The sequence below is a fragment of the Prevotella micans F0438 genome, from assembly GCF_000243035.1.
Taxonomy (GTDB): domain Bacteria; phylum Bacteroidota; class Bacteroidia; order Bacteroidales; family Bacteroidaceae; genus Prevotella; species Prevotella micans.
The window spans coordinates 277440-300878 of record NZ_JH594521.1 but is presented as its reverse complement, the minus strand read 5'-3'; the positions used below and the strand labels follow the sequence as shown (position 1 = coordinate 300878).

The following is a 23439-nucleotide window of genomic DNA, read 5'->3' as shown; positions in this document are numbered from 1 at the left end:
GTCGTGTGTGTGTGTGTGTGTGTGTGTGTGTGTGTGTGTGTGTGTGTGTGTGTGTTAGCACTTTCTCCGAACCCACCAAATATTCAGACGAAAAAATCACAGAGAAATCGAAATTTCTCTGCGTCGTGGGGGCGATGGAATATGTAGCTATGTGTCTCACGGCGGCAAAGGTATATTAATCAATTCATTTCAGCAAAATACAAGACTGCTTTCTTGATTTAGAACAAGAGATACGCGAGTTCGGTTTAAGCCTCCGGGGAGCAAATGGGTAATAAACAACGGATGCCAATTTATGCGCTCACATGAGCCTTTTTTGAAAGGGAGTGGTCGGAGTAGTTTCGACCATTTATATGAAAAGGGCGCAAACTGTTTATTCGCCTATCCGACGAATAGAGGTGTCGGCGAGAACATCGTTCACGATGGCGGTTATTTGGGCTTTGAGTTCGTTGATGAACTGGGAGGCGTCGTATTTGCGATGCTCTATATCGCGGAGTTTCTTTTCCCATTGGCCGGTTAGTTCGGCTGAGGTGAGGAGCTTCTCGTGAATGGTGTCGATGAGAGCTATACCCGTGGGAGTGGCTTCGAGGTTTTTCTTCTTGCGGCGGATGTATTGGCGTTTGAAGAGGGTTTCTATTATGCCGGCACGCGACGAGGGTCGACCGATACCGTTTTCTTTCAGGGCGGCGCGAAGGGTTTCGTCGTCGACAAGTTTACCGGCAGTTTCCATGGCGCGTAAAAGGGTGGCTTCGGTGTAGTGTTTTGGCGGGGTGGTTTGTTTTTCGGTTAGAGTGGGCTGGTGAAGACCGCTTTCTCCTTTGGTGAAGGCTGGCATCACGGCAGAGGTCGGGGTAGCATCGGCTTGGGTGTCTACTGGCTCTTGAGCGAAAACTTTGCGCCAACCCGGTTGGAGGATTTCTTTTCCGGTGGCTTTGAATTCTATTTCGCCAGCTTGGCCCAGTACGGTGGTTGTGGAGTATTGACAGTCGGGATGGAAGGCGGCGATGAAGCGTCGGGCAATAAGATCGAATACATGTTGTTCGGCATCGGATAGTGCACGGGGTATCACTCCGGTGGGTATGATGGCGTGATGATCGGTTACCTTTTGGTTGTTGAAGATTCGCTTCGGTTTGGGCAGCGGTTTTCCGCCGATGGCTTTAACATGCTCGGCATATGGGCTCACGCCGGAGAAGGTGGTTTTATAGAGTGCGTTCATTATCTGCGGGCATTTGGGGTGGATGTCGTCGGTGAGGAATTGCGTATCGACACGGGGGTAGGTGGTTATTTTCTTTTCGTAGAGCGATTGAACGAGGTTTAGGGCCATCTCGGCCGAGTAGCCGAATTTCCGGTTGCAGTCTACTTGCAGCGAAGTCAAGTCGTAGAGAGGTTTGGGTTGTTCGGTTGCTTTTTTCTTTGTCACGCTGCTGATTTGAAATGTTTTTCCTTCGATTTGTGTAAATGCCTGCTTACCTTCTTCTTCTGTAGCGAAGCGCCCTTTGGTTGCTGTGAATTGCGTATTGCGATAGATGGTTGCCAGCATCCAATAGGGTTCAGGTTTGAAATTGTCTATCTCTTTCTGTCGTTGAACGATGAGTGCTAATGTAGGCGTTTGCACTCTACCTATGGAGAGCACTTGTTTGTTGGTGGCATATTTTAGAGTATAAAGACGGGTGGCATTCATGCCTAGTAGCCAGTCGCCAATGGCTCGCGAGAGTCCGGCGAGATAGAGTGGTTCGTAGTGTTTTTGCTCTTTGAGCGTGGCGAATCCTTCGCGTATTGCTTCGTCAGTCATCGACGAAATCCAGAGTCGTTTTACGGGACATGTCACTCCGGCCTTTTGCATAACCCATCGTTGGATGAGTTCGCCTTCCTGTCCGGCGTCGCCACAGTTTATTATTTGGTCGGCCTCCTTATATAATTTCTCCACAATGGCGAATTGTCGGCGTATGCCGTCATTGTCAATCAGTTTTATTCCGAATCGTGGCGGAATCATCGGCAATGCGGCCAGGCTCCAGTGTTTCCAATTATCGGAGTAATCGCTGGGTTCTTTGAGTTCGCAAAGATGTCCGAAAGTCCATGTCACCTGGTATCCATTTCCTTCCATATATCCGTCGTGCGATGAGGTTGCACCTATTATTCGTGCTATGTCGCGTGCTACGCTTGGTTTCTCTGCTATGCAAACAATCATTTCTTTTTTCCGTGTAGACATGAAAAACGCGTCATCCCGTTGATGGCGCGTTTTCGTTAATATTTCCGTTGGGGATGATTCTTTTCTATTGCATCACTCCTTCAACGTAGAGCCTTGTCATTTCGGTTACCGCATTGGTCCTCACAGTTATGCTTTTCTTGAAGTGTCCTGGAAATTTTCCGGCTCCGTTATAGCTTATTTCTATAGTTCCTTTTTGTCCGGGCGGGATGGGACGCTTGTCGTAGTTTGCGACTGTGCATCCGCAGCTTGCCACAACTTGATTTATCACTAGGGGAGCCTTGCCGACATTTGTGAAGGTGAATGTTGTTTTCTGTACCCCGTCTTTTTCGGCGAATGTGCCGAAGTTATGATTCGTTTTGTCGAACTTGATTTCAGCTTGGTTCTGTGCCATTACCGATGTCAATCCGAACACGAGCATCATCGTCATCAATAGTAGCTTTTTCATCGTTTTCATTATTGTTTTTTGTTCTAAGTTGCGGTTGCAAATGTAGTTAGATGTTCACAATTAAGCATATACATGTTTGCCTTTTCTTCCGCACAAGCTCGACGCAAGTATTATCAAAAGCTTGTAATTCAATCTAAGATTCGGCGAGCCAGCTGGGAGTAGACTACAGCCGACAAGCCGGCGGTTTCGGTGCGCAAACGACTTTGGCCGAGGGTTGCACTGATGAATCCGCAATCCATAGCTTGGTTTACTTCGTCGATTGAGAAATCGCCTTCAGGTCCGACGAGAATTGTTATGTCGGATTGGCTTTCTTGTGGTTTGGTTATCTCAGCGAATAAATCTGCACGTGGAATTTCATTGTAGCAATGGCAAATGAAACTCAACGAGGGATGAGCTCGGGCAATAAAGTCGTTGAAAGGAATCATCGGATTAACCTGGGGTTTCCATGGTTTGCGACTTTGCTTCATCGCCGAAACAACTATACGCTCGATACGCTCTGTGCGCATGGTGCGGCGTTCGGAGAACCGGCATTCGAGGAAGCTGATTTCATCAATACCGATTTCGACGGCTTTTTCGGCGAGCCATTCCATTCGTCCGGCATCCTTTGTGGGTGCTATTGCCAGATGGATTCTACCGTGCCAGGCGGGTTGTTGCGGAAGGGTTTCTGTGAGCCGATAGAAACAGTGCTTTGATGTTACGCTCTCGACTTCGGCACGATGGAATGAGCCTTGTCCGTCCATGAGAAAGATTTCATCGCCGGGTTTGATTCGCAGAACTCTGATGGCATGTGTAGCCTCTTCGGGCGGCAGTTGATTTTGCGATGCGGCATTGGGAGCGTAGAAAAATCGAGTTTCTTTCATTCTTTTTTTTCGCGTTTATTCATTTCGTCGCGAAGGAGTGAGGCAAGCTCATAGTTTTCCTCGGCAATTGCACGTTTGAGTGCATTACGTAGCATCTCGGCGCTTAGAGTGTTAAGAGGCAGCGGCATTCGCTCTTCATCGGCGATGACAGGAGTGCTTTGTCGGTTGAAAAGTTCTTCTTCCATGAACACATTCAGATGAGCTATGTGTGCAAGGAGAATAGCGTCGGAAGCACGCAGAGATGTTGTCGACAAATCGTATTTACGAACGAGTAGGGCATTGTATTGTCCGTCGAAGACATGGTCTAGCAGAATTTCGTAATACTGTGCAGTCATTTCCGGATTCACGCGGCACAACACCTCTGGCAATAGCTTTTCGGTTATTGGGGTTTGAGTTATTCGCAGGCCAATTTCATATCCAAAATGATGAGTGCTAACGATGGCTATCTGCCGTTTCTTGTCGATATCGGTTAGAACAAGGAGCAGCAATTTTTCACTGCCGACGATTTCGGTCATCCCTTTGAATATGAGTTGGACTTTGTTCATCTTTTAGATTTTCTTTGGGCGGAACACAATTGAGAAACAAACTGCAATCACGAGGGCATAGGCGGCGAAGATGTACCAGCATGCACTCCAGTTGCCGACTGTAAACGTATCGGCTCCGATGGTGAGCGGTTTGGTGTAATTATTGATTACGGTTTGGGCAGCGAGTGTTCCAACCGTTGCGCCAATTCCGTTGGTCATAAGCATGAATAATCCCTGGGCCGATGAGCGCAGCGAAGGGTCGGTGCTTTGGTCGACAAAGAGCGAGCCGGAGATATTGAAGAAATCGAATGCCACACCATAGACAATCATCGACAGGATGAAGAGCAGAACACCCGGGAAACCGGGATTGCCAAGACCGAACAGTCCAAAACGCAGCACCCAGGCGAACATTGCAATGAGCATTACATTCTTGATACCGTAGCGTTTCATAAAAAATGGAATGAGCAGAATGCAGCACGTCTCGCTCACCTGCGACAAACTAATGAGAATGTTGGCGTGCTGAACTCCGAACGCTTCCTTAAATACATCCTGTGCGCCGAAGCTGAACAAAAACGGATTTGCAAAACTGTTTGTAATCTGCAAGCTCACGCCCAGCAACATCGAGAACACAAAGAATATGGCCATCTTCTTTTGCTTGAAAAGCGCAAAGGCCCGTAATCCGAAAGCATCGACGAAGCTCTTCCTGTCGCCTCCGCTCGAAACGGGGCAACCGGGGAGCTTGAAAGTATAGAGAAACAGCAGCAAACTAACAACGCCCGACGTGATGAACTGATTCTGATTGCTCTGAAAACCCATAATGTCAACCAGCCACATGGTTGCTATAAAGCCGATAGTACCGAATACGCGTATCGACGGGAATGTTTTAACCGTGTCCATTCCGGCTTGTGTGAGTGCAGAATAGGCCACCGAGTTAGATAGCGCCAAAGTTGGCATGTAAAAGGCCACCGACATAGAATACAGTGCGAAAAGCGTAGTGAAATCAACCCCATCCGTTGCGTTTGCGCCATAAAAAGCGGTTGCAATCATAAACGCTCCGGCGGCCAGATGGCAAAGTCCAAGCATTCGTTGTGCTTGCACCCATCTGTCGGCCACGATGCCAATCAACGCCGGCATGAAGATAGAGACTACACCTTGCATAGAATAGAACAAGGCAATTTTGTCACCCATACCCAGATTTCCCAGGTATCTTCCCATGGAGGTTAGATAAGCCCCCCAAACTGCGAACTCCAAGAAGTTCATTAAAGCTAGTCTGAATTTCAGATTCATGTTTTTAAATGATTATTTCGCTGCGAAGTTACGGTTTTTTCTCGGCCGGCGCCTCCCAACACTTCCGGATGAGCCATTTTTTTCACTCTGTCGACAGGTTGAAACTCGTCTTTTATTATATACATCCTGATTCCCTGTCTGTCACAATGAACTGGTCTACGAAACATCCACCAATTCTTCGATTTCAGTTTTTTCCGCTTCGTCGAATTCCTGCTCCGACTGCTTTCCGGATATTTTTTCGGTCATTCTCTGCTTCTTTCCCATATCTACAACCTAAATCCGAGCATTGAACTAATACTTAATCAGTATTTCAAGTTCCTAGGAGCCTTCGATGACGAAATGTGCGCTTATCTCTTCAATAGACTCACAATAGATTATTTCGGTATTTTAATTTCATTATAGAAATACGTCAACCGCGATTTCGGCAAATGTAAATCTGTGAAGAAATACATCTGCCGAAACTCCGGCAATTGTATTTCCCAAAATAATTAAATCATCCGAAACTTCGGCAGATGTATTTCTTCACAGATTTACATTTGCCGAAATCGCGGTTAATGTATTTATTTTTGGAATAACAATAGTATAATATACGGCTCTATAGCTTAAATATAGAAATTAATATTCAGTATAAAAATACGGCTTATTTCCTCCGATTAACATACGGATGAACTCTGATTCTTGATTGATTCAAATAGGTATTACGTAAATTCATACTGAATCGACGTACTAGAAAAAGCGAAAATACGGATAGAAAGAAATCACGGGGCAAGTATGAGCCAGAGGAGGTTAGTTGATTGAGTAATCTACCTTTAGAAAAATCTAAAAAAACAGAAATCCTCGTTTCACGACTTGTCTTATAAGTCAAAATAATTTACTTTTGCGTTACTCCGATTCATTAGAGAATTGGAGCAAAACCAAAATACAATCAACAAAGAAAGGAACCTGTAAAATGAAAGAATCTAATCAACACGAGATCTATCAAGATCTAAGCCCAAACAAAAAGGAGAACGAACAATCCGATTCTCGCCAGAACATCATTAGCGGTGAATTTTGGTATAATTAAGTTGTTACACACCAACGGTCAATCCGTTTCCAATTTAGGGGGGAGCAAATGCAAAAAGGAAGAAGCATTTGCTCCCCTTTTTTAACGTGAATTCGGTTTAATAGAGACTCTCGCTCGGGCATTAGCACGCATGTAGGGACAGCCCCAGTGTCTGTCGGCACCCGGACGACAGGACGAAGTATGTTTTGAGAGATGAGATAGAGAGAAACACTTTCCCAATGGTCAGAGAATAGGAAAGCTACGAACAAGAGGTCCAACGGAAGTTGGGATGTTGAGGATAATGGTGTCGCCCGAGTGGTAGTTGCTGAGAGGCAGACTTAAATAGATGCGTGAGGTGTAGTGAGCGGGTATACCGTTACGGTTGTGGAAAAAGCGTAGTTTGTGGGTCGAAATATTGCCGGAATGGTGAATGGTGGTATCAATGGCAATACCAAGGATGTGCTTTTGCTTTTCATTGGCTTTAGCTCCTGTCTTGAGGGCAATGCCGAGATTGAGATATTTTCGATTCTTGCTTATCCATGCGCTTTGTAAGGTCACGGGGTCGGCAAAGCGGGCTAAATCGGTTTTCATGGTGGGGCGAACAACTGGGATATAATTTATAGCCAGCGGCGTAACAGTGCGTAAGGCGGTTTTTCGGTAATAAAGCAGTGCACGATAGGTTGAATCAGCTGTTTGAGCCCAATTGGCTTTAATTGAAGGGTCGAGAAGAAGGGTATCACTATCATCGGTTATGGCTTTAGTGAATATGGTTGGGGCTGCGGTTCGGATTTCTACGAAATCGGTTCGAAGATAAGAAAGAGGTGAGTCACCTGTTTCGTAGAAATCGGTTGTGCAGGCCGAAAGCAAAAGCACAAAAACAATAGCGAGGATTTTATTCATGCGCTTTGAGGTAGTTTATGGCTATGTTGGCATACATGGTGAGGATTCGTTCGCGCAGATAGGGTTCGTCCTTGTTGGAAAGGTCTATTCGTGCGATTTGCCTGTCGATGTATTGCTCAAAGGCTTCGAGCTGTTGTGTGGTGTAGCACGAGGCGTGTTCGGAAGTTCCGTTAAGAAGGTCGAGGGCAGCATAGTTGTTGGGATATAGCCTGTAGCGGGCATGAATCTCACGGTCAATATGGACGGCAATATGCTTGTAGAGCTCGGTTTTGGACATGGTAACTGGCAAACTGGCAAGATAGTTGTCGATGCAGGGGGCTGCTTGATAGTGCACATGCCCTTTACGTCCCATCATTCCGGTTCGCATACTGAGAATGTCGTCCTCGGCGCTCTTTTTGAACTGTGGATTATCGCGTCGCTGCTGAAATTCTTTTGCTTTGAGAAAGTCGCAAGGGTCGTATTCGTATGATATGGCCACAGGCACTAGGTGTAGTTGCATAAGCCGCTGGGTTGGGGTTCCGTCGCCTGCCATAGCCATCATTTTAAGCACGCCTTCGGCAGTCCGGTCGTCGGAATCCTTAGCTCTCCCTTCGCGCTGTGCAATCCATATATTTTCGTTCTTCTGGGCGATGGCGAAATGCATGTATTCCGAAAGTATGCGACTTGCTTCAAGGAGTTGGCGCATGGGGAGTGAACGTTGTACGATGAAACTTTTGTTTAGTCTCACAAGGTCTTTCACCCACGGGCGGGTGAGGAGATTGTCTCCGATTGCAATTTCGCATGTTGTTTGGAATCCGGCATCAATGAGGAGCACGTCCAATAGCCCGGGGTCGAGAACAATATCACGGTGGTTACTAATGAAAGTATATCTTTTTTCAATGTCAAGATGACCGGCGTCAAGAGTAAATCCATCGCTTATTTCAGCCATTATTTTCTTGATGAACTTGTAGGCGAAAGCCTTTTGGAAGTCGAGTAGCGTGGGACATAGGTGCATCTGTTCACGCAGGGTTTCGAGTGGGATACCGGGATAGAGATAGGCCAGCACTTGCTGGAATTGAGGGTCGGCAAGGAGTCTATCGTAAGCCTGCGGAAGTTCTTCTGGGTTGAATGGCCTGATGGCGTTGAATTTTTCAGGAATTGTCATTGGTCAAAATTGATTTTCAACAATATCGGTAAGCACATCTTTTATTTCGAGTCCTGCGGCTCGCACCTGCTGCGGAATGAAACTGGTGAGGGTCATTCCCGGGGTAGTGTTTATTTCAAGCATGTTGATAACATCGTCTCCTTGTCGGTTTTTCGATATGATGTAGTCGATTCGAATTATTCCGTTGGCGTGGAGAATATCGTATATCCTGCTTGTTTCTTCGGCCACGCGGGCTGCAGTTTCCGAGGATATTCTGGCAGGGGTTATTTCTTGAACCTGACCGTTGTACTTGGCGTTATAGTCGAAAAACTCGTTGGATGTAACTACTTCGGTGGCTGGGAAGACAACTGATTTATCCTTTGTTTTATAAACTCCCTGCGATATTTCAACGCCATCGATGAAGCTTTCAATCATCGCCTCGTTGCTTTCCATGAAGGCTACTCGGAGAGCAGGAGCAAGCTGGTCGGCGTTCTTCACCTTCGACACTCCGAAACTACTACCATCGGCCGATGGTTTGACGAAACACGGCATTCCTATGCGTTCAGCTATAGCCTTTTCATCGTAGGTTTCACCGCGTCGCAAAAGAATACTATCAGCCACATTAACGCCGAATCCGCGAAGGTAGTTATTGAGCACATATTTATCGAACGTCATGGCTTCTACAAGCACGCCGCTGGTAGAATATGGTAGATGGATCAGCTCGAAATAGCCTTGAAGGACTCCATTCTCACCGGGCTGTCCGTGAATTGTAATATAGGCGTAGTCGAAAATTACAGCCTTACCGTTTTTCATGAATGAGAAATCTTTCCGGTCTATCGGAGCCGTATCTCCATTATCAAAGTTCACATGCCAATCGGTTCCTTTCACGTCGACAATGTAAACGTCGTAACGTTCTTTGTCGAAGAACGAGTATAGGCCTTGGGCAGAACGTAGAGACACATCGTGCTCTGATGAGTCGCCACCACATACGATGGCAATTGTTCGTTTCATATTTTCCATTTGTTTGTTATTTTTCTTTTTGTGCTGAACCGTAGATGTAGGTACGCCATTTCTGGACTATTGTGGCCAGATCTTCCGGCAGTTCGCTTGTAAAATTCATCTGTTCGCCGGTTCGCGGATGTCTGAAACCCAGGGTTTGAGCGTGTAAAGCCTGGCGGTTACAAATGCTAAAGCAGTTGAAAATGAAAGTTCTATAGGAATTAGACCGTATTCCGCGAAGAATGGCTGTTCCACCATATCGTTCGTCACCAAAGAGAGGATGCCCTATGTGCTTCATGTGAGCTCTGATTTGATGGGTTCGGCCGGTTTCGAGAACGCATTCCAATAGGGTAGTATATCCGAATCGCTCAACGACTCGATAGTGAGTCACAGCTGGTTTACCCTGCTCGTCACCCGCTGGATAAACTTTCATACGAAGTCGGTCTGTTGGGTCGCGAGCTATGTTTCCCTCAATTCGTCCATCGTCTTCTGTGAAATTTCCCCACACGAGTGCCTTATACTTGCGACTGGTAGTTTTATTGAAAAATTGCTTGCCCAAAGAAGTTTTGGCGTCGGGCGTTTTGGCTATAACGAGCAGTCCAGTTGTATTCTTGTCGATGCGGTGCACCAGCCCTACATCCGGGTCGTTGGGGTTAAATGATTCCAGATCTTTCAGATGCCATGCAATCGCGTTGATTAGCGTTCCATGGAAATTCCCGGCACCGGGATGCACTACCATACCAGCGTGCTTATTCACAACGAGCAAATCGGCGTCTTCATATACGATTTCAAGAGGTATTTCTTCGGCTTCAATTGTGCTATCGTACTGTGGACGATTGAGCATGAGGGTTATTATATCGTTCGGCCTGACCTTATAATTGCTCTTAACTGGCACCCCGTTCACGTGAATCGCCCCAGCCTCGGCAGCCTTCTGAATACGGTTGCGACTGGAATGCTGCATCCGCTCGAAAAGATACTTATCTATACGCGTTGCGTCTTGGCCTTTATCAACCAAGACGCGAAAGTGTTCGTAAAGTTTATTGTCTGCGGAATCCTCCTCGAATAAAAAAGAATCGTAAGGAACATTCTCTTCCAGAAGTTCGTCTTCCTCCGGCCTCATCATTCTGTTGGTTTATTACTCGATGGGTCGGGGGGAAGTGCGTTTTGCGACTTCGGAGTTGAAGGACCGTCCTGTGAAGACGGTTTATTAGGCGTTATTTCATTACCGTTTTCATCGACAGGAACTTCCACCATTTCATATTCGTCTTCATAAATGGGTTCTTCTACTTCCTCCTCTTCATATTCTAATCCCTTGGAGGTATTTGTCATAGCCGGGTCGCTTACAGAGCGTGTTCCGTCGCCCACCTGGAGAACAACCACTGCTTCGGTGGAAATCCGGTCACCAGCCTGTACATGTTTACCATTCACGATTATTCCATATATCCAATCTTTCTCGCCTGGAATATATTCGGGTTCACCAACCTTAAAGCCCATAGACGAAAGACGTGCCTGCGCCTCACGGAGCGAGCTATTATCAATCAAATCAGGCATTGGCAGAGTTGGTGGACTGGCAGAGTTTATCGTCACGTAGATGACATGCGTAGATTTCACACGTTTTTCTCCAGCAGGCGATTGTTCAAGAATACAATCGGGTGGTAAATTCTTCACATATCCCGTATCGGTCACTTGAATTGTTAACCCCACTCTATTCATTATTTTCGTTGCTTCACCGAACGACTTATGAATAACATTAGGCACGACAATGGATTCGCCATGATGAGTGTAGATATCAATGCCGTATCTCACTCCGAGCGACAATAAAATAATTAGAATGCTCCCTGCCAGGACATTTCCCCATATGTATGTGCTAAAAAATTTAGGTAAGAATTCTTTTGAGGTCATCTGATTAACAACGCTGTTTCGTGTGCTCGCAAAAGTAGATAAAAAAAACGGAAAGCAGCAAAGTGCAACTCTACCTCTTCCCGTTTATGTTCCTAGCCGATAGGAGTAATTATTTTCCGTGATGCTCGTCGGACACAGTTAACTTTTTACGACCTTTGGCACGACGCGCAGCCAATACTCTGCGACCGTTCTTAGTAGCCATTCTTTCACGAAAACCGTGCTTGTTCACGCGACGACGATTGTGCGGCTGAAATGTTCTTTTCATTTTTATTTAAACGATTATTTTGTTATTATTTTTCTTTCAAGAATTGCGGCGATTAGATGATTAAAGACCCATCTAATCGCCGTTTGCAAAAGTACCCATTCTTTTTAAACCTGCCAAAGGTTCAATGATTTTTGCACCTGTACCAATGCCATCCTTGGAATTTAGTTACCTTTGCCGCACAAAGAGAACTGTGAAACGAACAGAAAATAACAAACCTATTATTATAGCAGAATATGATTAATTCGCAAGAAATCAAGATTGGTACATGCATACGTCTTGACGGAAAGATTTGGACTTGTATAGATTTTCAGCACAGAAAGCCTGGAAAAGGAAACACCGTAATGAATACCAAACTGAAGAACGTTGCAGACGGACGAGTTTTGGAACGTACTTTTCAGGTTGGATTTAAGTTGGAAGATGTTCGCGTTGAGCGCCGTCCCTACCAATATCTATACCAGGACGCAACCGGTTACATCTTCATGAATCAGGAAACATTCGAGCAGATTCCTATTCCCGAACATCAGGTAACAGGGTTCGAATACATGAAAGAAGGCGATGTGGTTGAAGTTGTAACCGACACTTCAGACGGCACGATTCTTTCAGCCGAAATGCCCGTGAAAACAACACTCAAAATAACCCACAGCGAACCAGGCGTGAAAGGCAATACTGCAACAAATGCCACAAAGCCTGCAACCCTCGAGTCGGGTGCAGTTGTTAGAGTCCCGCTGTTCATCAACGAGGGCGAAACAATTCAAATCGACACACGCGACGGTAGCTATCTCGGTCGCGTGAATGCATAATTATCATCAATAAGGTTTCAAGGAAGGGTAAAAAGAGAGCTGTCATGGCTTATTCTTTTTACCCTTCCTCTATTTTCAACTCATTATAAAATGAAATACAGCTTCATCGTTCCGGTATTCAATCGGCCCGACGAGGTCGACGAACTCCTCGAAAGTCTTCTTCACCAAGAGAAGAACGATTTCGAAGTGATAATCGTGGAAGACGGCTCGAAGATTCCCTGCAAAGACGTTTGCGACAAATATGCCGACCGCCTTCCACTCCAATATTTTTTCAAAGAAAACTCCGGACCCGGACAAAGTCGAAACTACGGTGCCGAGCGAGCAAAAGGCGAATATCTCATCGTACTAGACTCCGACGTAGTGCTTCCAAAAGGCTATCTTACAGCTGTCGACGAAGAACTAGCCCGTGAACCGGCCGACGCATTCGGAGGTCCCGACAGCGCCCACGAGTCGTTCACCCCAACCCAGAAAGCCATATCCTACTCCATGACGTCCTTCTTCACCACAGGCGGCATAAGAGGCGGAAAGAAAAAGCTCGACAAATTCTATCCGCGCTCATTCAACATGGGAATCAAGGCCGACCTATACGCACAACTCGGAGGATTCTCAAAAATGCGATTCGGCGAAGACATAGACTTCTCAATACGCATATTCAAAGCCGAGAAACGATGCCGGCTCTTCCCCAAAGCATGGGTTTGGCACAAGCGACGCACTGACTTCCGGAAATTCTGGCGACAAGTCTACAACTCCGGAATTGCCCGTGTGAATCTCTACAAAAAATATCCCGAGAGCCTCAAACTCGTCCACCTCCTCCCCGCCGCATTCACCATCGGCCTATCCATGCTCGCCCTAACCCTTATAGCCGGCTTAATTCAGATACCCCTAAGCCCCTCAACCGGCCTTATCATAACCCTCTCCGCACTATCGCCCGCCCTAATCTACTCCACCCTGATTCTCATTGACTCCACCATCCAAAATCGCAGTCTCCGAATAGGTGCGCTCAGCATTCTGGCCGCTTTCACCCAACTTCTAGGTTACGGATGCGGATTCATAAACGCATGGTGCAAAAGAATTCTTGCCGGAAAAGAAGAATTCGCAGCCTATGAAAAAACATTCTATAAATAGCCTCCACTTATGAACCCGCAAACTAACAAACTAACCATCAACCAATGGGCTGAAGACGACCGCCCGCGTGAAAAGCTACACCGCCTAGGTCCAACAGCCCTAAGCAACGCCGAACTCCTGGCCATACTCATTGGCTCCGGAACAACCGACGAAAGCGCAGTTGCCCTAATGCAACGAGTCTTGAATGACTGCAACAACAACCTCAACACACTCGGTAAACTCACCATTCAGCAACTAACCACCTACAAAGGCATCGGCCCAGCCAAAGCAATAACCATCCTTGCTGCCTGCGAAATTGGCAAGCGGCGCCAAGCAACCCAGCCCCAAGAACGCCCCGAACTCAACTCGGCCACCCGAATATACAACCACATGCACCCCATCATGCAAGACCTCGACGTCGAAGAAGCCTGGGCTCTACTCATGAATCAACGCCACCGCCTCATCGACGCTATCCCCCTATCGCGTGGAGGAATATCTGGCACTGCCGTCGACATCCGCCTCGTAGTGAAAGAAGCCCTATTGAAAAATGCAACCGTCGTGGCAATATGTCACAACCACCCAAGCGGCAATCCTTTTCCGAGCGCGTCCGACGACAAACTAACCCAAGACGTCAAGAAAGCATGCAATTACATGAATCTCCACTTAGCCGACCACGTCATCGTAACCGATGGCGAATACTATTCCTATCTCGAAGAAGGTAGATTATAACCGCCTGCTTCATTCCCATCCCATCTTACACTGACGCTCTCGAATGAATCCCCCAATTCTGTACCAGGATTGGCGTCGGCATCAGTAAAAATCGTTTTAAACTAACGAAACTATCAATGCGCATACTAAAAAAATATTATTACTATAAACATATATCATGCTAATACTTAAAATAAAATTCTAGCATAAGCATTAATAATGCTATAACTAATAATATATTTATATTACTGGCATTGACAATGCCTAAACTATAATTCTATTTTAAGCGTCCGCATTGACAATGCCTTAACTTATATTTTATATTAAACGCCGGCATTAATAATGCCTTAACTATAATTTGATTTTAAGCATCCACATTGACAATGCCTTAACTTATATTTTATATTAAATGCCGGCATTAATAATGCCTTAACTATAATTTGATTTTAAGCGTACGCATTGACAATATCTTAACTATAATTTGATTTTAAGCATCCGCATTGACAATGCCTCAACCTATATTTTATTTTAAGTAATAGTATCGATATAGGCGATTGCACCGTCCCGACATGACATGACAAACACTTGGCTACTAGTTAAACTTGGAGTACTTTTGCAGCAACATCAAAATATTCACATTTATGACAACTCCAATTATCGGATTCATCGCACTTATAGTTATAGCCCTGATTGGATGGGGCGTGGCTGAAATGAAAAACAGAACCATAACCTTTGTTCACTCCGAAGATGAAGCTGAAGGCGAAAAAGAAATGCAAGAAGCTTATGAGGAGAATGGCTCGAAGGAACTCAGCTTACACGACCTTCTGGAAAGAAATTATACAAAAGGCTATAAATCTGTTTAAATGCGGCCGGCCAACCGGTGCAACTAACATAAAAAATCCCTCTCCATTGAGCAGTAATGGAGAGGGATTTTTTATGTATCCATGTGGATACTAAAAAACGGCAGCTTCGTGATGAAGCTGCCGTTCATAATATCAATAACTATTCTTATCTAACAATCTCTTTTATCGTCTTTCCGTTCGAGAGCTTCACAATGTTCAAGCCTCTCACGGGAGCAGTTAATAGCTGTCCGCCTGCTGTGTAACGAGCCACAACTGTTTCGTTACCGGCGTTGATGTCGTTGATGCCGTTGGAGGCTTTACGAATAAAGTGTACATGCACTTTAGGACCGTCAACCATGGCTCCATCTTTCTCTACTCGAATCTGAATCGTAGCTGTCCAGTCGCCGTATGCCTGTTTGAACACTCCCTCATCGTAATCCATATAGCCGGGAATCCATTCTGTCTGTGAACTGGCAACTATTGAACCTTTAAATAATCCGGATTCGGTTGTGAAAGTTTTGGGGCTTTCGGCTATGGAGCAGTTGCTTGGAAAGCAGGCTTTGAATGAGCTGCCTGATGGTAGCGAAGTTACGTCTACATTTAGACAAGCCTTTATAGCGCTTGTTGTGGTGTTTCGTACGAAGAGTCCTGTTGACATCTCTTCTTCTTTGGTATCTTCGTCTACAATTTTCACCTTATCTACTACTATGGTTGTTCCGTCGGCAACGATATTTCCCGAAGCATCTTCAAATCGAAGACGATTGTCTTGTGCGAAAGCTCCTAGTCCTGCGATGAGGGCTAAAGCAATAGTAAATGTTCTCTTCATTGTTGTATTATCCTTTTGTTAATGTTAATGTTTTAAATGATTGACTTGCGAACTACTTGGAGTACGCCGCCACCATCGTTATATATAAATGCCACTATGGCCACTTTGTCTGCGTTCCATTTCTCAGATATATCAGTTGTGAACGACTGCTTAACGGTTTCTCCTTCTTTTACGGAGATGTCTGTTCCCCATGTGCCGTTAACTGCTGCTCGGAGAACATTGTTCTGAACGTAGTCTGGTTTGACGGTTCCGTCGGGCATGTCTTGGCGACATTTGATTCCATCTTCAACAATCCAAAGTTGAAGCTTTCCTGCTACATTTTCCACGCCTGAAGCATCTACGTCGACAGTTGCTTTGCGAGTAGTGTTGTCATAACTGATGGAGAGCTTTATTCCGACCGGGGCCGTACGCTGGAGTTCGGTATTAACAGCTCCTGCCCATGAGGGATAGTTGAGGATTCCACCGCGACGGTCGACCATACCGGTTGGTTCGACAGATACGCCGAATGCTTTGTAATACTCGTCGCCCAACTTGGTTCGCAGACCTATAATGTTGCGTATCGGGAATATTGCAAGCGGTCCTGAATGTATGGCAACGGCAATTACGTTATTGGCTCCGTATTGTGCTTGTAGCTTTTCGATTTCTTCGTGTGCCTTAGGACAGTTGGGACACTTCTGTCCGGTGAAGTCTTCGATAAGTACGGCGCGTCCAATGGGTTTCGGTTTAACGTAGATGTATCTGTTGTCCTCGTTCACCATATCGCACGAAGCGAACACAATAGCGACAAGGACTAATATTAAGGGAAATATTTTTTTCATCGTCTAGAAATTATAGTTGTAAGACAGTGTGAAGCCTTTGCTTGCCGGCACATAGCGGCAAACTCCGCCTGAGCAGTTGAATCCGGCGCGTGTACGACCATAGCCCAACTGAAGGCGATGAGCTCCGGCGTTGAATGTAACGAAGCCTTGGTAGTAGTGCAACTTGGTATCGCCCGAGTTGTATTCATCAGAGACGGTAAACATCCAATGTGGAACTATCGAAAGCTCAAGCAAACCGAACATCCAGTTACCCTGGTCGCCTTTTGTTGCAAGATATTGAGCTTCTCCGCGTAGGGTCATCTTCGGTGAGATAGTGTAGCGTCCGTCGGCTATGAATATGTCGGAATGCACCATTCCTCCATGTCCTTCGACAATGGTTTTATTATAGAACTGATTCATATACATCAGGGATAGCTTGAAGCTTTTGGTGAGGCGGCGCTCCAGCTGAATGTTTATATCCTGATAGTAGGTTTGGTCGCCCCATTTAAAGAAAGCCGAGCCGTAGCCCTTTGTTCCGAGGGCGGTTGTACCATTTACGGAACCGGTAAGATTCGGTGTGCGGTCGATTGCGTGCACATGCGAGAAGTTCACTTTGAGATTCATTCCGTAGCGTCCACCTATGGCTGTACGACGTTTGAAGTTGTAGCCAAACTGTGCCTGATAGGCCCACTCGCCATCTGGATGTGTTGCGTAGGGATAGAGGGCTGCAAGTGCATAGGTTTGGTCTTCTGTAAACGCGGGCAGATGGTTGATGAACGAAGAAGTACCGGTCATTGTGCGGCGACTGCGGAACGAGAAATTGTCAGAGCGCTTGGCTTGCACAAGGAAACTTAGCCCCTTCTTTGAATAGGAGGCTGAAAGCATTGCTACGTTTCCGTTACGATATATGTAGCCGTTGTCGAATGACGGGTCTTGCGTTTTATGTGCATATTCGGCTAAGACGTTGAACCCACCTTTTTGAATCTGCAAACGTGCGTCGAAAGCATTCACGTTCTGGGGCAAGTTGAGCTTATGAGTTGCATCGGCGAATATTTGGTCGTTTTCATCGTCTTCGTATTTATTTACGAACGAGCCACCTAGCATTATTCGTGTGTCAGATTCTTGGAGACGTTTAAACCATTCGTCCAGATTCAGTTCCAGGTCGGTTCCCGAAATCCACGACGGACTGTGTCCCCAATAGCGTCGTTGTTCACCGGTGAGGGCTTTGAATCGGATACCCTTGTAGGGTTTATAGACAAAGCGAACTCCGAGGAGCGAGTTATCTATTCCGAGGCTACGTTCTTCGTAGTTGCGGAGGATAAATCCGGAGCCGAACTGATCGTAGAAGTTACCGGCCGTGATTTCCAATTTTTCGAACTTTCCTTTTATGTAGAAATAGGGTACTCCCCATCCTTTGAAATCTTTTTCAAATCCGGGGAGTGGATGTTTCAGGAATTCGAATCGCAATCCGGCGTCGATATTCTTGCTCATCAGGTTCAGGTCGGCGTAAGTATTGGTTAGTGCCCAGTCGTCGTATTTGGGCGACCCAATCTTTGTGTCTTCCTGGGGAATGAGCACGTCGCTTTGAATGCTTCCGCTTAGGGTGACTTTATTGTTGTCGGTTTCTTCTTGTGCATAGATGGCGGTACTTAACGTGAGCACCGCCATCAAACTAAAAAGTTTTTTATTCATAGAAGGTTCAAGCTTGGTTTACTTCTTCACGAGTTCCCGAACCTTTTCAATCAGTTCGTTCTCCGCTCCCTCTGTGTAGCCGTTGTGTTTATAGACGATATTTCCAGAGCCGTCCACAATGATTACATAGGGAATCATCTGAATTCCGAGTGCACGTTTGAAGTCGCTATTCGGGTCGAGTAGCACATCGTATGTCCATCCGTATTCGTCGACCATCGGCTTAACTTTGTTGATGTTTTGTGCCTGGTCGATGGACACGGCATAGATTTTTACGCCTGTTTCTTCCTGCCAGTCGGCGTAGACTTCGTTTATGGCTTTGAGTTCGCGATTACAAGGCTTGCACCAAGTTGCAAAGAAGTCGATGATGAATGGTTTTCCGTTATTCGAGAGTGTGTCTGTACGCACGGTTTTACCGTTCATGTCTTTCAACGTAACTGATGGCAGCTGAGCGTTCGCAGTCAGCACAACTCCGAAGAGCATAACCATGAGGCTTAAAAATGTTTTTCTCATAATCTTGGTTTGGTTTGTTAGATAGGTCGCAAAGGTAAATTCTTTTTTCTTCCCTTGCAAAATTCTCAGTTTCATACATAAGTTCAGGATAAAAGGCTTAGTACGGCTGTGTTCCGGCGTTTAAAATAAGGCTGGAGTTCCCGGAACGCAGCGTTTCGACCATTACATACAGAATGTTATTCGGCTTTTGTCTCAGGTTCGCCTAGTTTCATATTACATGAAGGGCATACAGCGACCAGATGAACAGAGCAACGATGACTATCGACACAATTATGCGAACAATGCAGCTCGTTACTTTCTTCATAATGACTATGCCGGTGAGGACGACAATGATGAGGGGAATGATGTATTCCATAATACTGTTTTTTCTACTTGAATAATCTTCTGAACTGTGCCGGAATGGGAGTCTCGAACTCCATTCGACTATGGTTTATAGGATGATTGAAACAGAGCACATAAGCGTGCAAACAGAGCCTACCGATAGGGTCGTGACCGTTGCCATATTTCATGTCGCCGCAAACAGGATGTCCCATGTCGGCTGCGTGGACTCTTATTTGGTTCTTACGACCGGTTTCAAGACAGAACTCTACAAGCGACTGGTCGATGGTGCGGTTGAGCACACGATAATGCGTGACGGCGTATTTACCTCCATTATCAACAGGCGAGCTGAAGGTGAAATATGATTTAGTGTCTTTGAGCCAATTGGCTATCGTTCCGTCCGAGGTTTCCATTTCGCCACTCAACACGGCAATATATCTACGATCGTAGACAATGTTGTGCCAATCATGCTCTAGGATTTGTTCGGTTTGAATATCCTTTGCATAAATCATGAGCCCGGAGGTATCGCGATCGAGGCGGTGCACCACGTGAGCCGTGCAGCGCTGGCGGGTTCGTCGGAAGTAGTCGTCGAGCACGCTTTTCACGTTGAGCGACGAATGTCCGGCGGCCATCGAAAGCACTCCTGACTGTTTTTCAATAACCACCAGGAAGCTGTCCTCATAGACCAATCTGATGTACCGACTTCTGAACTGATCGTTTTGCTTGCTTTTGCTAATCGAAACTTTGTCGCCCACATTGAGTTGGTAATCAAACTGTGTCACCACTCGTTTGTTCACCTTAATGCCTCGGTTTCTTAGGATTGATTTAATCTTGTTACGGCTTTCTTGCGAGTTACGGATGAGCCATTCGAGCAACGGAGCGTTCTCGGTCACCTCGAGATGTTTATATCTGTCGCTGTCTGATGGATATAGATTTTTTCTCATTGCAAGGCCGTTCAATTAGAAACTGTATTGAAAACCGATTGACGATAGTTCCTTGAACTGCCAATAGGCGTGATGCAGGTCGCGAGCTACACCGTCGTCGAATCGTGGATAGATGAAAAGCTGTGCGCTGATGTATTTATTAAAGGTGAGAACAAAGGTATTCTCCCACTCCAGTTCGGAGCGACGGAAAGTGGTGTAACCGTATAGACGGGTTTTCCATTTTACGGCGTCGCTGAATTTCCATTCAAGGTCGACGGTAAACTCCGAACCGAAATCGTGCTTGAAATGGCCTTCGCTGATTCCGATTCGCTTGGCGATGTCGCGAAATTGACTGTATTTCATGTTATAGGCCAACGGGGCTATGTGGAAATTCCCTTTGAGCTTGTGTGATATCCAGTCGACGGCATAGTCCATACCGAGCGAAACGTTTATGTTTAGCGGGGCCAGGAAGTGGGCGTATAGCGTCGGGTCGTTCGATTTATAAGAATGTGTGAATTGCGTGTAGCCAATGAATTGCACCGTGTAGTACCATTTCTTATCGGCCTGCAAACCAAATTTCGAGGTTAGTCGCAGCAGGTCTTCCGTGCTTTTATAGCTGTGCAGCGAGTCTGAACGGCTGCTTTGGAGACCGTATTTCATTTCCAGCCTGTTCTCCCACTTGAGTTTCTGCTTGTTGTTGTAGTTGGCTTCCATGAGGAGCGCGGCCAGGGCCGAATAATTACTTTCACCGCCTTTATACCAGTTGCCCGACACGTAGTTTTGGAATATCTGCAATGAATAGTCGCCTCGATAGCTCCAGAAATTGGGCTTCATAATCATCACAGCTATGGGGGCGACCTCGGATTCCAACGGGACTGGGGCTAAACGGTCGACCAATTCAACTTCGTGACGTATGGGGCGCCGAACATCGACCCTATTCGACTGCTGTTTACGCAAGTCGGCCTCCGTGGTTTCAACCCATTCTGGATGCCGCAGATACATATGCAGAAGAGTTTTTCCAATCGTGTTCGTCGTATCGAGTTGAAACGCTCCGCTTATCACATCGTTGTAATAAGTTAGCGGCATGAACAGTCGTTTTATTCTCAAATCACTTTCCGCACTGACGGTTCTTTGGGTTTTCAGGCTATCGCGAACTGTCTCGAGCGAGTCAATGTAGTTTCTTACAAGCGATTCGTTCTCCCGAACGTATTCCTTAGAGCGCATGCCCTGTCGCACTGTTTGTTGGGCGATGGCACCGACGGAAAGAAGCGCCAGGACTGCCGTAAACAATAGTTTCTTATTCATTCCTTACCTTGAAATTTGACGGCTGCAAACTTAAAACTTAAATTCTAGAACTCGAGTATCAGGGCGGCGCGGGGAGCGAGCGTAAGATTGTCTGCAAGACTAACAGAGTCGCCGGTAATTACGTTTCGGGCGATGGTGTGATGACCGATAACTTCGGCATAACGCTGCACGCTGAAGACGGCTGATGAACGTTTGCCGTTGAGAATCGTAAGCACCGTGCGACCGTCGAGCTGACGGGCCAGGACATAGATGCCGTTATGGGGAATGAAGTGGATTTGTTTGCCACGGATTATGGTTTGGTTGTTCTGTCGCCAGTGAAGCAGCTTGCTCGTCCAGTCGAAGAAGGTGTTCTCGGCTGGCGTGCGCCCCTTGCGAGTGAATTTATCGACGCCGTCGCCCGGGAATCCGCCGGGGAAGTCGCGCCTCACATTACCGTCGGTTATTTCTTTAGTTCCGTTCATGAGAATCTCGGTGCCATAGTAGAGTTGTGGCGTACGATTCATTGTGAGCAGCAGTGCATAGGCTTGTTTCAGGGCGGCCGTATCGCTACCGTTTTCAAGGAAGCGGTCGGTGTCGTGGTTTTCGATGAAGGCCATAACACTTGATGGGTCGGTGTATAGATAGTCGTAGCACAATACGTTGTAGATTCTATTGAGTCCTTTCCACCAGAGGTCGGTATCCTCGTTCTTGGCCTGCGAGAGGCGGTCGAAGGTAGCGAAATCCATCACGCTTTTGAGGTGACTGTTTCGGTTTGAGAGTCGGCTTCCTCTTTGCCATGCGGCGGTATAGGCGGGTTCGGTCACCCAGGTTTCGCCCACGGTGTTGAAGTTAGGGTATTCTTTTTCGAGTGTTTCCATCCACTGTGCCATTGCTTCGCGGTCGGCATAGGGGTATGTATCCATGCGAATACCGTCTATGCCAACGGTTTCAATCCACCACTGGGAGTTCTGGATGAGATATTTCATTACGTGCGGATTGCGTTGGTTGAGGTCGGGCATCGACGACACGAACCATCCGTCGACTGTTTCCGAGAGGTCTATCTTACTGGCATACGGGTCGGTTACCGGCGTGAGTTTATAGCTTGTTTGTAGACCGTAGCCCGGATTGTTGAACCAGTTGGCCGACGGTACGTCCTTGTTCCATGGATGCTGCTCGCCGCAGTGGTTGAAAATCATGTCCATCACCACCTTCAAACCGCGTTTATGACAGGATTCTACGAGTGTTTTATATTCTTCGTTTGTTCCTAATCTGGGGTCAACTCTGTAGTAGTCGGTTGTGGCATATCCATGGTATGTGCTATGCTTTGCGTTTTCGGCCGGACTATTGTTTTCGAGCACGGGTGTTAGCCAAAGGGCGGTTACGCCGAGGTTATCGAAGTAGTCAAGGTGTTGCATTATGCCGGCCAGGTCGCCTCCGTGCCTGAGGCTCGGTTCGTTTCGGTTGCAGAGCTGGTCGTTCATTCCTTTGACAACATCGTTTGCCGGATTGCCATTTGCAAACCTGTCGGGCATCAGCATATAAAGCACGTCGGCGTTGGTGAATCCCATCCTCTCGGAGCCGGGCATATCGCGCTCGCGCAGTTGATATTTCATGCTGAACTTCCGGCCTCGGTTGTTGAAATTGAGGGTTACGTAGCCTGCCCGAGCACCTCCGAGGTCGAGATAAACGAGCAGGTAGTTGGGCGAATCGAGCCGCACGATGGAGTCTATCTTCACGCCGGGATAATCGGTGGTTACGTCGGCGGTTTTTATCCCCGGGCCATAAACCATAAGCTGTAACGACGGGTTCTTCATACCGGCATACCAATATGTCGGGTCTATCCTTTTTACAGGATTCGCGCTCGGCTTTCCGCCTTTGGCCATGCCGGCAAGCGATGTTGCGAGCAGCACGATGGCGATGAGGTGTTTTGCTTTCATTGTTGTTGTTATTTTATAGTTATCGATACGATGAACGTTTCGCCAAAGGGCGAAGAGCTAAATCCAACGGCAGGAGCGTTTCGCCAAAGGGCGACGAGCTGAATCCAACGGCAGGAACGTTTCGCCAAAGGGCGAAGAGCAGAAT

23 protein-coding genes are annotated in these 23439 nt (G+C 46.6%); 4 read left to right on the top strand and 19 right to left on the bottom strand.

Annotated features, from left to right (window positions below):
* Nucleotides 1–370: 370 nt before the first annotated feature.
* The 11 genes from HMPREF9140_RS01145 to rpmH all read right to left on the bottom strand — a co-directional run bounded on the left by HMPREF9140_RS01145 (nt 371) and on the right by rpmH (nt 11553).
* A complete protein-coding gene (locus HMPREF9140_RS01145; protein WP_006951164.1) occupies nt 371–2185 on the bottom strand; it encodes a DNA topoisomerase 3 in 1815 nt (604 codons plus the stop codon).
* 85 nt (nt 2186–2270) lie between these two features.
* Nucleotides 2271–2651, bottom strand: a complete 381-nt coding sequence (locus HMPREF9140_RS01140; protein ID WP_006951163.1) for a DUF1573 domain-containing protein — start codon at nt 2649–2651, stop codon at nt 2271–2273.
* A gap of 128 nt (nt 2652–2779) precedes the next feature.
* Nucleotides 2780–3511 carry an RsmE family RNA methyltransferase gene (locus HMPREF9140_RS01135; protein ID WP_006951162.1) on the bottom strand — a complete coding sequence of 244 codons (732 nt, stop codon included), beginning with the start codon at nt 3509–3511 and terminating at the stop codon, nt 2780–2782.
* Nucleotides 3508–4056 (bottom strand): bifunctional nuclease domain-containing protein, encoded by a 549-nt coding sequence (locus HMPREF9140_RS01130; protein WP_006951161.1) that lies wholly within the window; start codon nt 4054–4056, stop codon nt 3508–3510. The genes HMPREF9140_RS01135 and HMPREF9140_RS01130 overlap by 4 nt, the downstream gene beginning before the upstream one ends.
* A gap of 3 nt (nt 4057–4059) precedes the next feature.
* Entirely contained in the window at nt 4060–5322 is a 1263-nt protein-coding gene (locus HMPREF9140_RS01125) for an MFS transporter (RefSeq protein ID WP_006951160.1), read from the bottom strand.
* A 1285-nt stretch (nt 5323–6607) separates the two neighbouring features.
* Nucleotides 6608–7264, bottom strand: a complete 657-nt coding sequence (locus HMPREF9140_RS01115) for a NigD1/NigD2 family lipoprotein (RefSeq protein ID WP_006951157.1) — start codon at nt 7262–7264, stop codon at nt 6608–6610.
* Nucleotides 7257–8408, bottom strand: coding sequence for a 1-acyl-sn-glycerol-3-phosphate acyltransferase (locus tag HMPREF9140_RS01110; protein ID WP_006951156.1), 1152 nt, complete (start codon nt 8406–8408; stop codon nt 7257–7259). The genes HMPREF9140_RS01115 and HMPREF9140_RS01110 overlap by 8 nt, the downstream gene beginning before the upstream one ends.
* 3 nt (nt 8409–8411) lie before the next feature.
* On the bottom strand, nt 8412–9407 hold the full coding sequence (locus tag HMPREF9140_RS01105) for a D-alanine--D-alanine ligase (RefSeq protein WP_006951155.1): 996 nt from the start codon (nt 9405–9407) through the stop codon (nt 8412–8414).
* A gap of 7 nt (nt 9408–9414) precedes the next feature.
* On the bottom strand, nt 9415–10509 hold the full coding sequence (locus HMPREF9140_RS01100; RefSeq protein WP_018572076.1) for an RluA family pseudouridine synthase: 1095 nt from the start codon (nt 10507–10509) through the stop codon (nt 9415–9417).
* The gene (locus HMPREF9140_RS01095) at nt 10506–11288 is read right to left on the bottom strand and encodes a PASTA domain-containing protein (protein WP_006951153.1); all 783 of its coding nucleotides are present in this window, start codon (nt 11286–11288) and stop codon (nt 10506–10508) included. Before HMPREF9140_RS01095 ends, HMPREF9140_RS01100 begins: the two co-directional genes overlap by 4 nt.
* Before the next feature lie 109 nt (nt 11289–11397).
* Nucleotides 11398–11553: a 50S ribosomal protein L34 gene (rpmH, locus tag HMPREF9140_RS10100; RefSeq protein ID WP_004361653.1), complete on the bottom strand. Its 156-nt coding sequence runs from the start codon at nt 11551–11553 to the stop codon at nt 11398–11400.
* A gap of 233 nt (nt 11554–11786) precedes the next feature.
* Here rpmH and efp point away from each other — a divergent pair, with 233 nt between their 5' ends.
* From efp to HMPREF9140_RS01075, 4 genes are all read left to right on the top strand, one after another.
* Nucleotides 11787–12353, top strand: a complete 567-nt coding sequence (efp, locus tag HMPREF9140_RS01090) for an elongation factor P (protein ID WP_006951152.1) — start codon at nt 11787–11789, stop codon at nt 12351–12353.
* Between the two features lie 90 nt (nt 12354–12443).
* Complete coding sequence (locus HMPREF9140_RS01085) at nt 12444–13478, top strand: glycosyltransferase (protein WP_006951151.1); 1035 nt, start codon at nt 12444–12446, stop codon at nt 13476–13478.
* 9 nt (nt 13479–13487) lie between these two features.
* Nucleotides 13488–14186: a RadC family protein gene (gene radC, locus HMPREF9140_RS01080; protein ID WP_006951150.1), complete on the top strand. Its 699-nt coding sequence runs from the start codon at nt 13488–13490 to the stop codon at nt 14184–14186.
* 620 nt (nt 14187–14806) lie between these two features.
* Nucleotides 14807–15028 (top strand): hypothetical protein, encoded by a 222-nt coding sequence (locus tag HMPREF9140_RS01075; RefSeq protein WP_006951149.1) that lies wholly within the window; start codon nt 14807–14809, stop codon nt 15026–15028.
* Nucleotides 15029–15173: 145 nt separating this feature from the next.
* Here HMPREF9140_RS01075 and HMPREF9140_RS01070 read toward each other — a convergent pair whose 3' ends face one another.
* The 8 genes from HMPREF9140_RS01070 to HMPREF9140_RS01040 all read right to left on the bottom strand — a co-directional run bounded on the left by HMPREF9140_RS01070 (nt 15174) and on the right by HMPREF9140_RS01040 (nt 23294).
* Complete coding sequence (locus tag HMPREF9140_RS01070; protein ID WP_006951148.1) at nt 15174–15833, bottom strand: hypothetical protein; 660 nt, start codon at nt 15831–15833, stop codon at nt 15174–15176.
* Between the two features lie 32 nt (nt 15834–15865).
* Nucleotides 15866–16651: an Omp28 family outer membrane lipoprotein gene (locus HMPREF9140_RS01065; RefSeq protein ID WP_006951147.1), complete on the bottom strand. Its 786-nt coding sequence runs from the start codon at nt 16649–16651 to the stop codon at nt 15866–15868.
* A 3-nt stretch (nt 16652–16654) separates the two neighbouring features.
* Nucleotides 16655–18322 (bottom strand): DUF6029 family protein, encoded by a 1668-nt coding sequence (locus HMPREF9140_RS01060; protein ID WP_026253256.1) that lies wholly within the window; start codon nt 18320–18322, stop codon nt 16655–16657.
* A gap of 18 nt (nt 18323–18340) precedes the next feature.
* The gene (locus HMPREF9140_RS01055; protein ID WP_006951145.1) at nt 18341–18832 is read right to left on the bottom strand and encodes a TlpA family protein disulfide reductase; all 492 of its coding nucleotides are present in this window, start codon (nt 18830–18832) and stop codon (nt 18341–18343) included.
* 208 nt (nt 18833–19040) lie between these two features.
* Nucleotides 19041–19187: a hypothetical protein gene (locus HMPREF9140_RS10425; protein WP_006951144.1), complete on the bottom strand. Its 147-nt coding sequence runs from the start codon at nt 19185–19187 to the stop codon at nt 19041–19043.
* A 13-nt stretch (nt 19188–19200) separates the two neighbouring features.
* The gene (locus HMPREF9140_RS01050) at nt 19201–20094 is read right to left on the bottom strand and encodes an RluA family pseudouridine synthase (protein WP_006951143.1); all 894 of its coding nucleotides are present in this window, start codon (nt 20092–20094) and stop codon (nt 19201–19203) included.
* Between the two features lie 15 nt (nt 20095–20109).
* Nucleotides 20110–21378 carry a DUF3078 domain-containing protein gene (locus HMPREF9140_RS01045; protein WP_006951142.1) on the bottom strand — a complete coding sequence of 423 codons (1269 nt, stop codon included), beginning with the start codon at nt 21376–21378 and terminating at the stop codon, nt 20110–20112.
* Between the two features lie 44 nt (nt 21379–21422).
* Nucleotides 21423–23294 (bottom strand): glycoside hydrolase family 13 protein, encoded by a 1872-nt coding sequence (locus tag HMPREF9140_RS01040; protein ID WP_006951141.1) that lies wholly within the window; start codon nt 23292–23294, stop codon nt 21423–21425.
* Nucleotides 23295–23439: the final 145 nt, after the last annotated feature.

What these genes read in the sequence shown, in the direction of transcription:
- HMPREF9140_RS01145 (WP_006951164.1), bottom strand. Translation starts at nt 2,185, where the DNA reads ATGATTGTTTGCATAGCAGAGAAACCAAGCGTAGCACGCGACATAGCA.
- HMPREF9140_RS01140 (WP_006951163.1), bottom strand. Translation starts at nt 2,651, where the DNA reads ATGAAAAAGCTACTATTGATGACGATGATGCTCGTGTTCGGATTGACA.
- HMPREF9140_RS01135 (WP_006951162.1), bottom strand. Translation starts at nt 3,511, where the DNA reads ATGAAAGAAACTCGATTTTTCTACGCTCCCAATGCCGCATCGCAAAAT.
- HMPREF9140_RS01130 (WP_006951161.1), bottom strand. Translation starts at nt 4,056, where the DNA reads ATGAACAAAGTCCAACTCATATTCAAAGGGATGACCGAAATCGTCGGC.
- HMPREF9140_RS01125 (WP_006951160.1), bottom strand. Translation starts at nt 5,322, where the DNA reads ATGAATCTGAAATTCAGACTAGCTTTAATGAACTTCTTGGAGTTCGCA.
- HMPREF9140_RS01115 (WP_006951157.1), bottom strand. Translation starts at nt 7,264, where the DNA reads ATGAATAAAATCCTCGCTATTGTTTTTGTGCTTTTGCTTTCGGCCTGC.
- HMPREF9140_RS01110 (WP_006951156.1), bottom strand. Translation starts at nt 8,408, where the DNA reads ATGACAATTCCTGAAAAATTCAACGCCATCAGGCCATTCAACCCAGAA.
- HMPREF9140_RS01105 (WP_006951155.1), bottom strand. Translation starts at nt 9,407, where the DNA reads ATGGAAAATATGAAACGAACAATTGCCATCGTATGTGGTGGCGACTCA.
- HMPREF9140_RS01100 (WP_018572076.1), bottom strand. Translation starts at nt 10,509, where the DNA reads ATGATGAGGCCGGAGGAAGACGAACTTCTGGAAGAGAATGTTCCTTAC.
- HMPREF9140_RS01095 (WP_006951153.1), bottom strand. Translation starts at nt 11,288, where the DNA reads ATGACCTCAAAAGAATTCTTACCTAAATTTTTTAGCACATACATATGG.
- rpmH (WP_004361653.1), bottom strand. Translation starts at nt 11,553, where the DNA reads ATGAAAAGAACATTTCAGCCGCACAATCGTCGTCGCGTGAACAAGCAC.
- efp (WP_006951152.1), top strand. Translation starts at nt 11,787, where the DNA reads ATGATTAATTCGCAAGAAATCAAGATTGGTACATGCATACGTCTTGAC.
- HMPREF9140_RS01085 (WP_006951151.1), top strand. Translation starts at nt 12,444, where the DNA reads ATGAAATACAGCTTCATCGTTCCGGTATTCAATCGGCCCGACGAGGTC.
- radC (WP_006951150.1), top strand. Translation starts at nt 13,488, where the DNA reads ATGAACCCGCAAACTAACAAACTAACCATCAACCAATGGGCTGAAGAC.
- HMPREF9140_RS01075 (WP_006951149.1), top strand. Translation starts at nt 14,807, where the DNA reads ATGACAACTCCAATTATCGGATTCATCGCACTTATAGTTATAGCCCTG.
- HMPREF9140_RS01070 (WP_006951148.1), bottom strand. Translation starts at nt 15,833, where the DNA reads ATGAAGAGAACATTTACTATTGCTTTAGCCCTCATCGCAGGACTAGGA.
- HMPREF9140_RS01065 (WP_006951147.1), bottom strand. Translation starts at nt 16,651, where the DNA reads ATGAAAAAAATATTTCCCTTAATATTAGTCCTTGTCGCTATTGTGTTC.
- HMPREF9140_RS01060 (WP_026253256.1), bottom strand. Translation starts at nt 18,322, where the DNA reads ATGAATAAAAAACTTTTTAGTTTGATGGCGGTGCTCACGTTAAGTACC.
- HMPREF9140_RS01055 (WP_006951145.1), bottom strand. Translation starts at nt 18,832, where the DNA reads ATGAGAAAAACATTTTTAAGCCTCATGGTTATGCTCTTCGGAGTTGTG.
- HMPREF9140_RS10425 (WP_006951144.1), bottom strand. Translation starts at nt 19,187, where the DNA reads ATGGAATACATCATTCCCCTCATCATTGTCGTCCTCACCGGCATAGTC.
- HMPREF9140_RS01050 (WP_006951143.1), bottom strand. Translation starts at nt 20,094, where the DNA reads ATGAGAAAAAATCTATATCCATCAGACAGCGACAGATATAAACATCTC.
- HMPREF9140_RS01045 (WP_006951142.1), bottom strand. Translation starts at nt 21,378, where the DNA reads ATGAATAAGAAACTATTGTTTACGGCAGTCCTGGCGCTTCTTTCCGTC.
- HMPREF9140_RS01040 (WP_006951141.1), bottom strand. Translation starts at nt 23,294, where the DNA reads ATGAAAGCAAAACACCTCATCGCCATCGTGCTGCTCGCAACATCGCTT.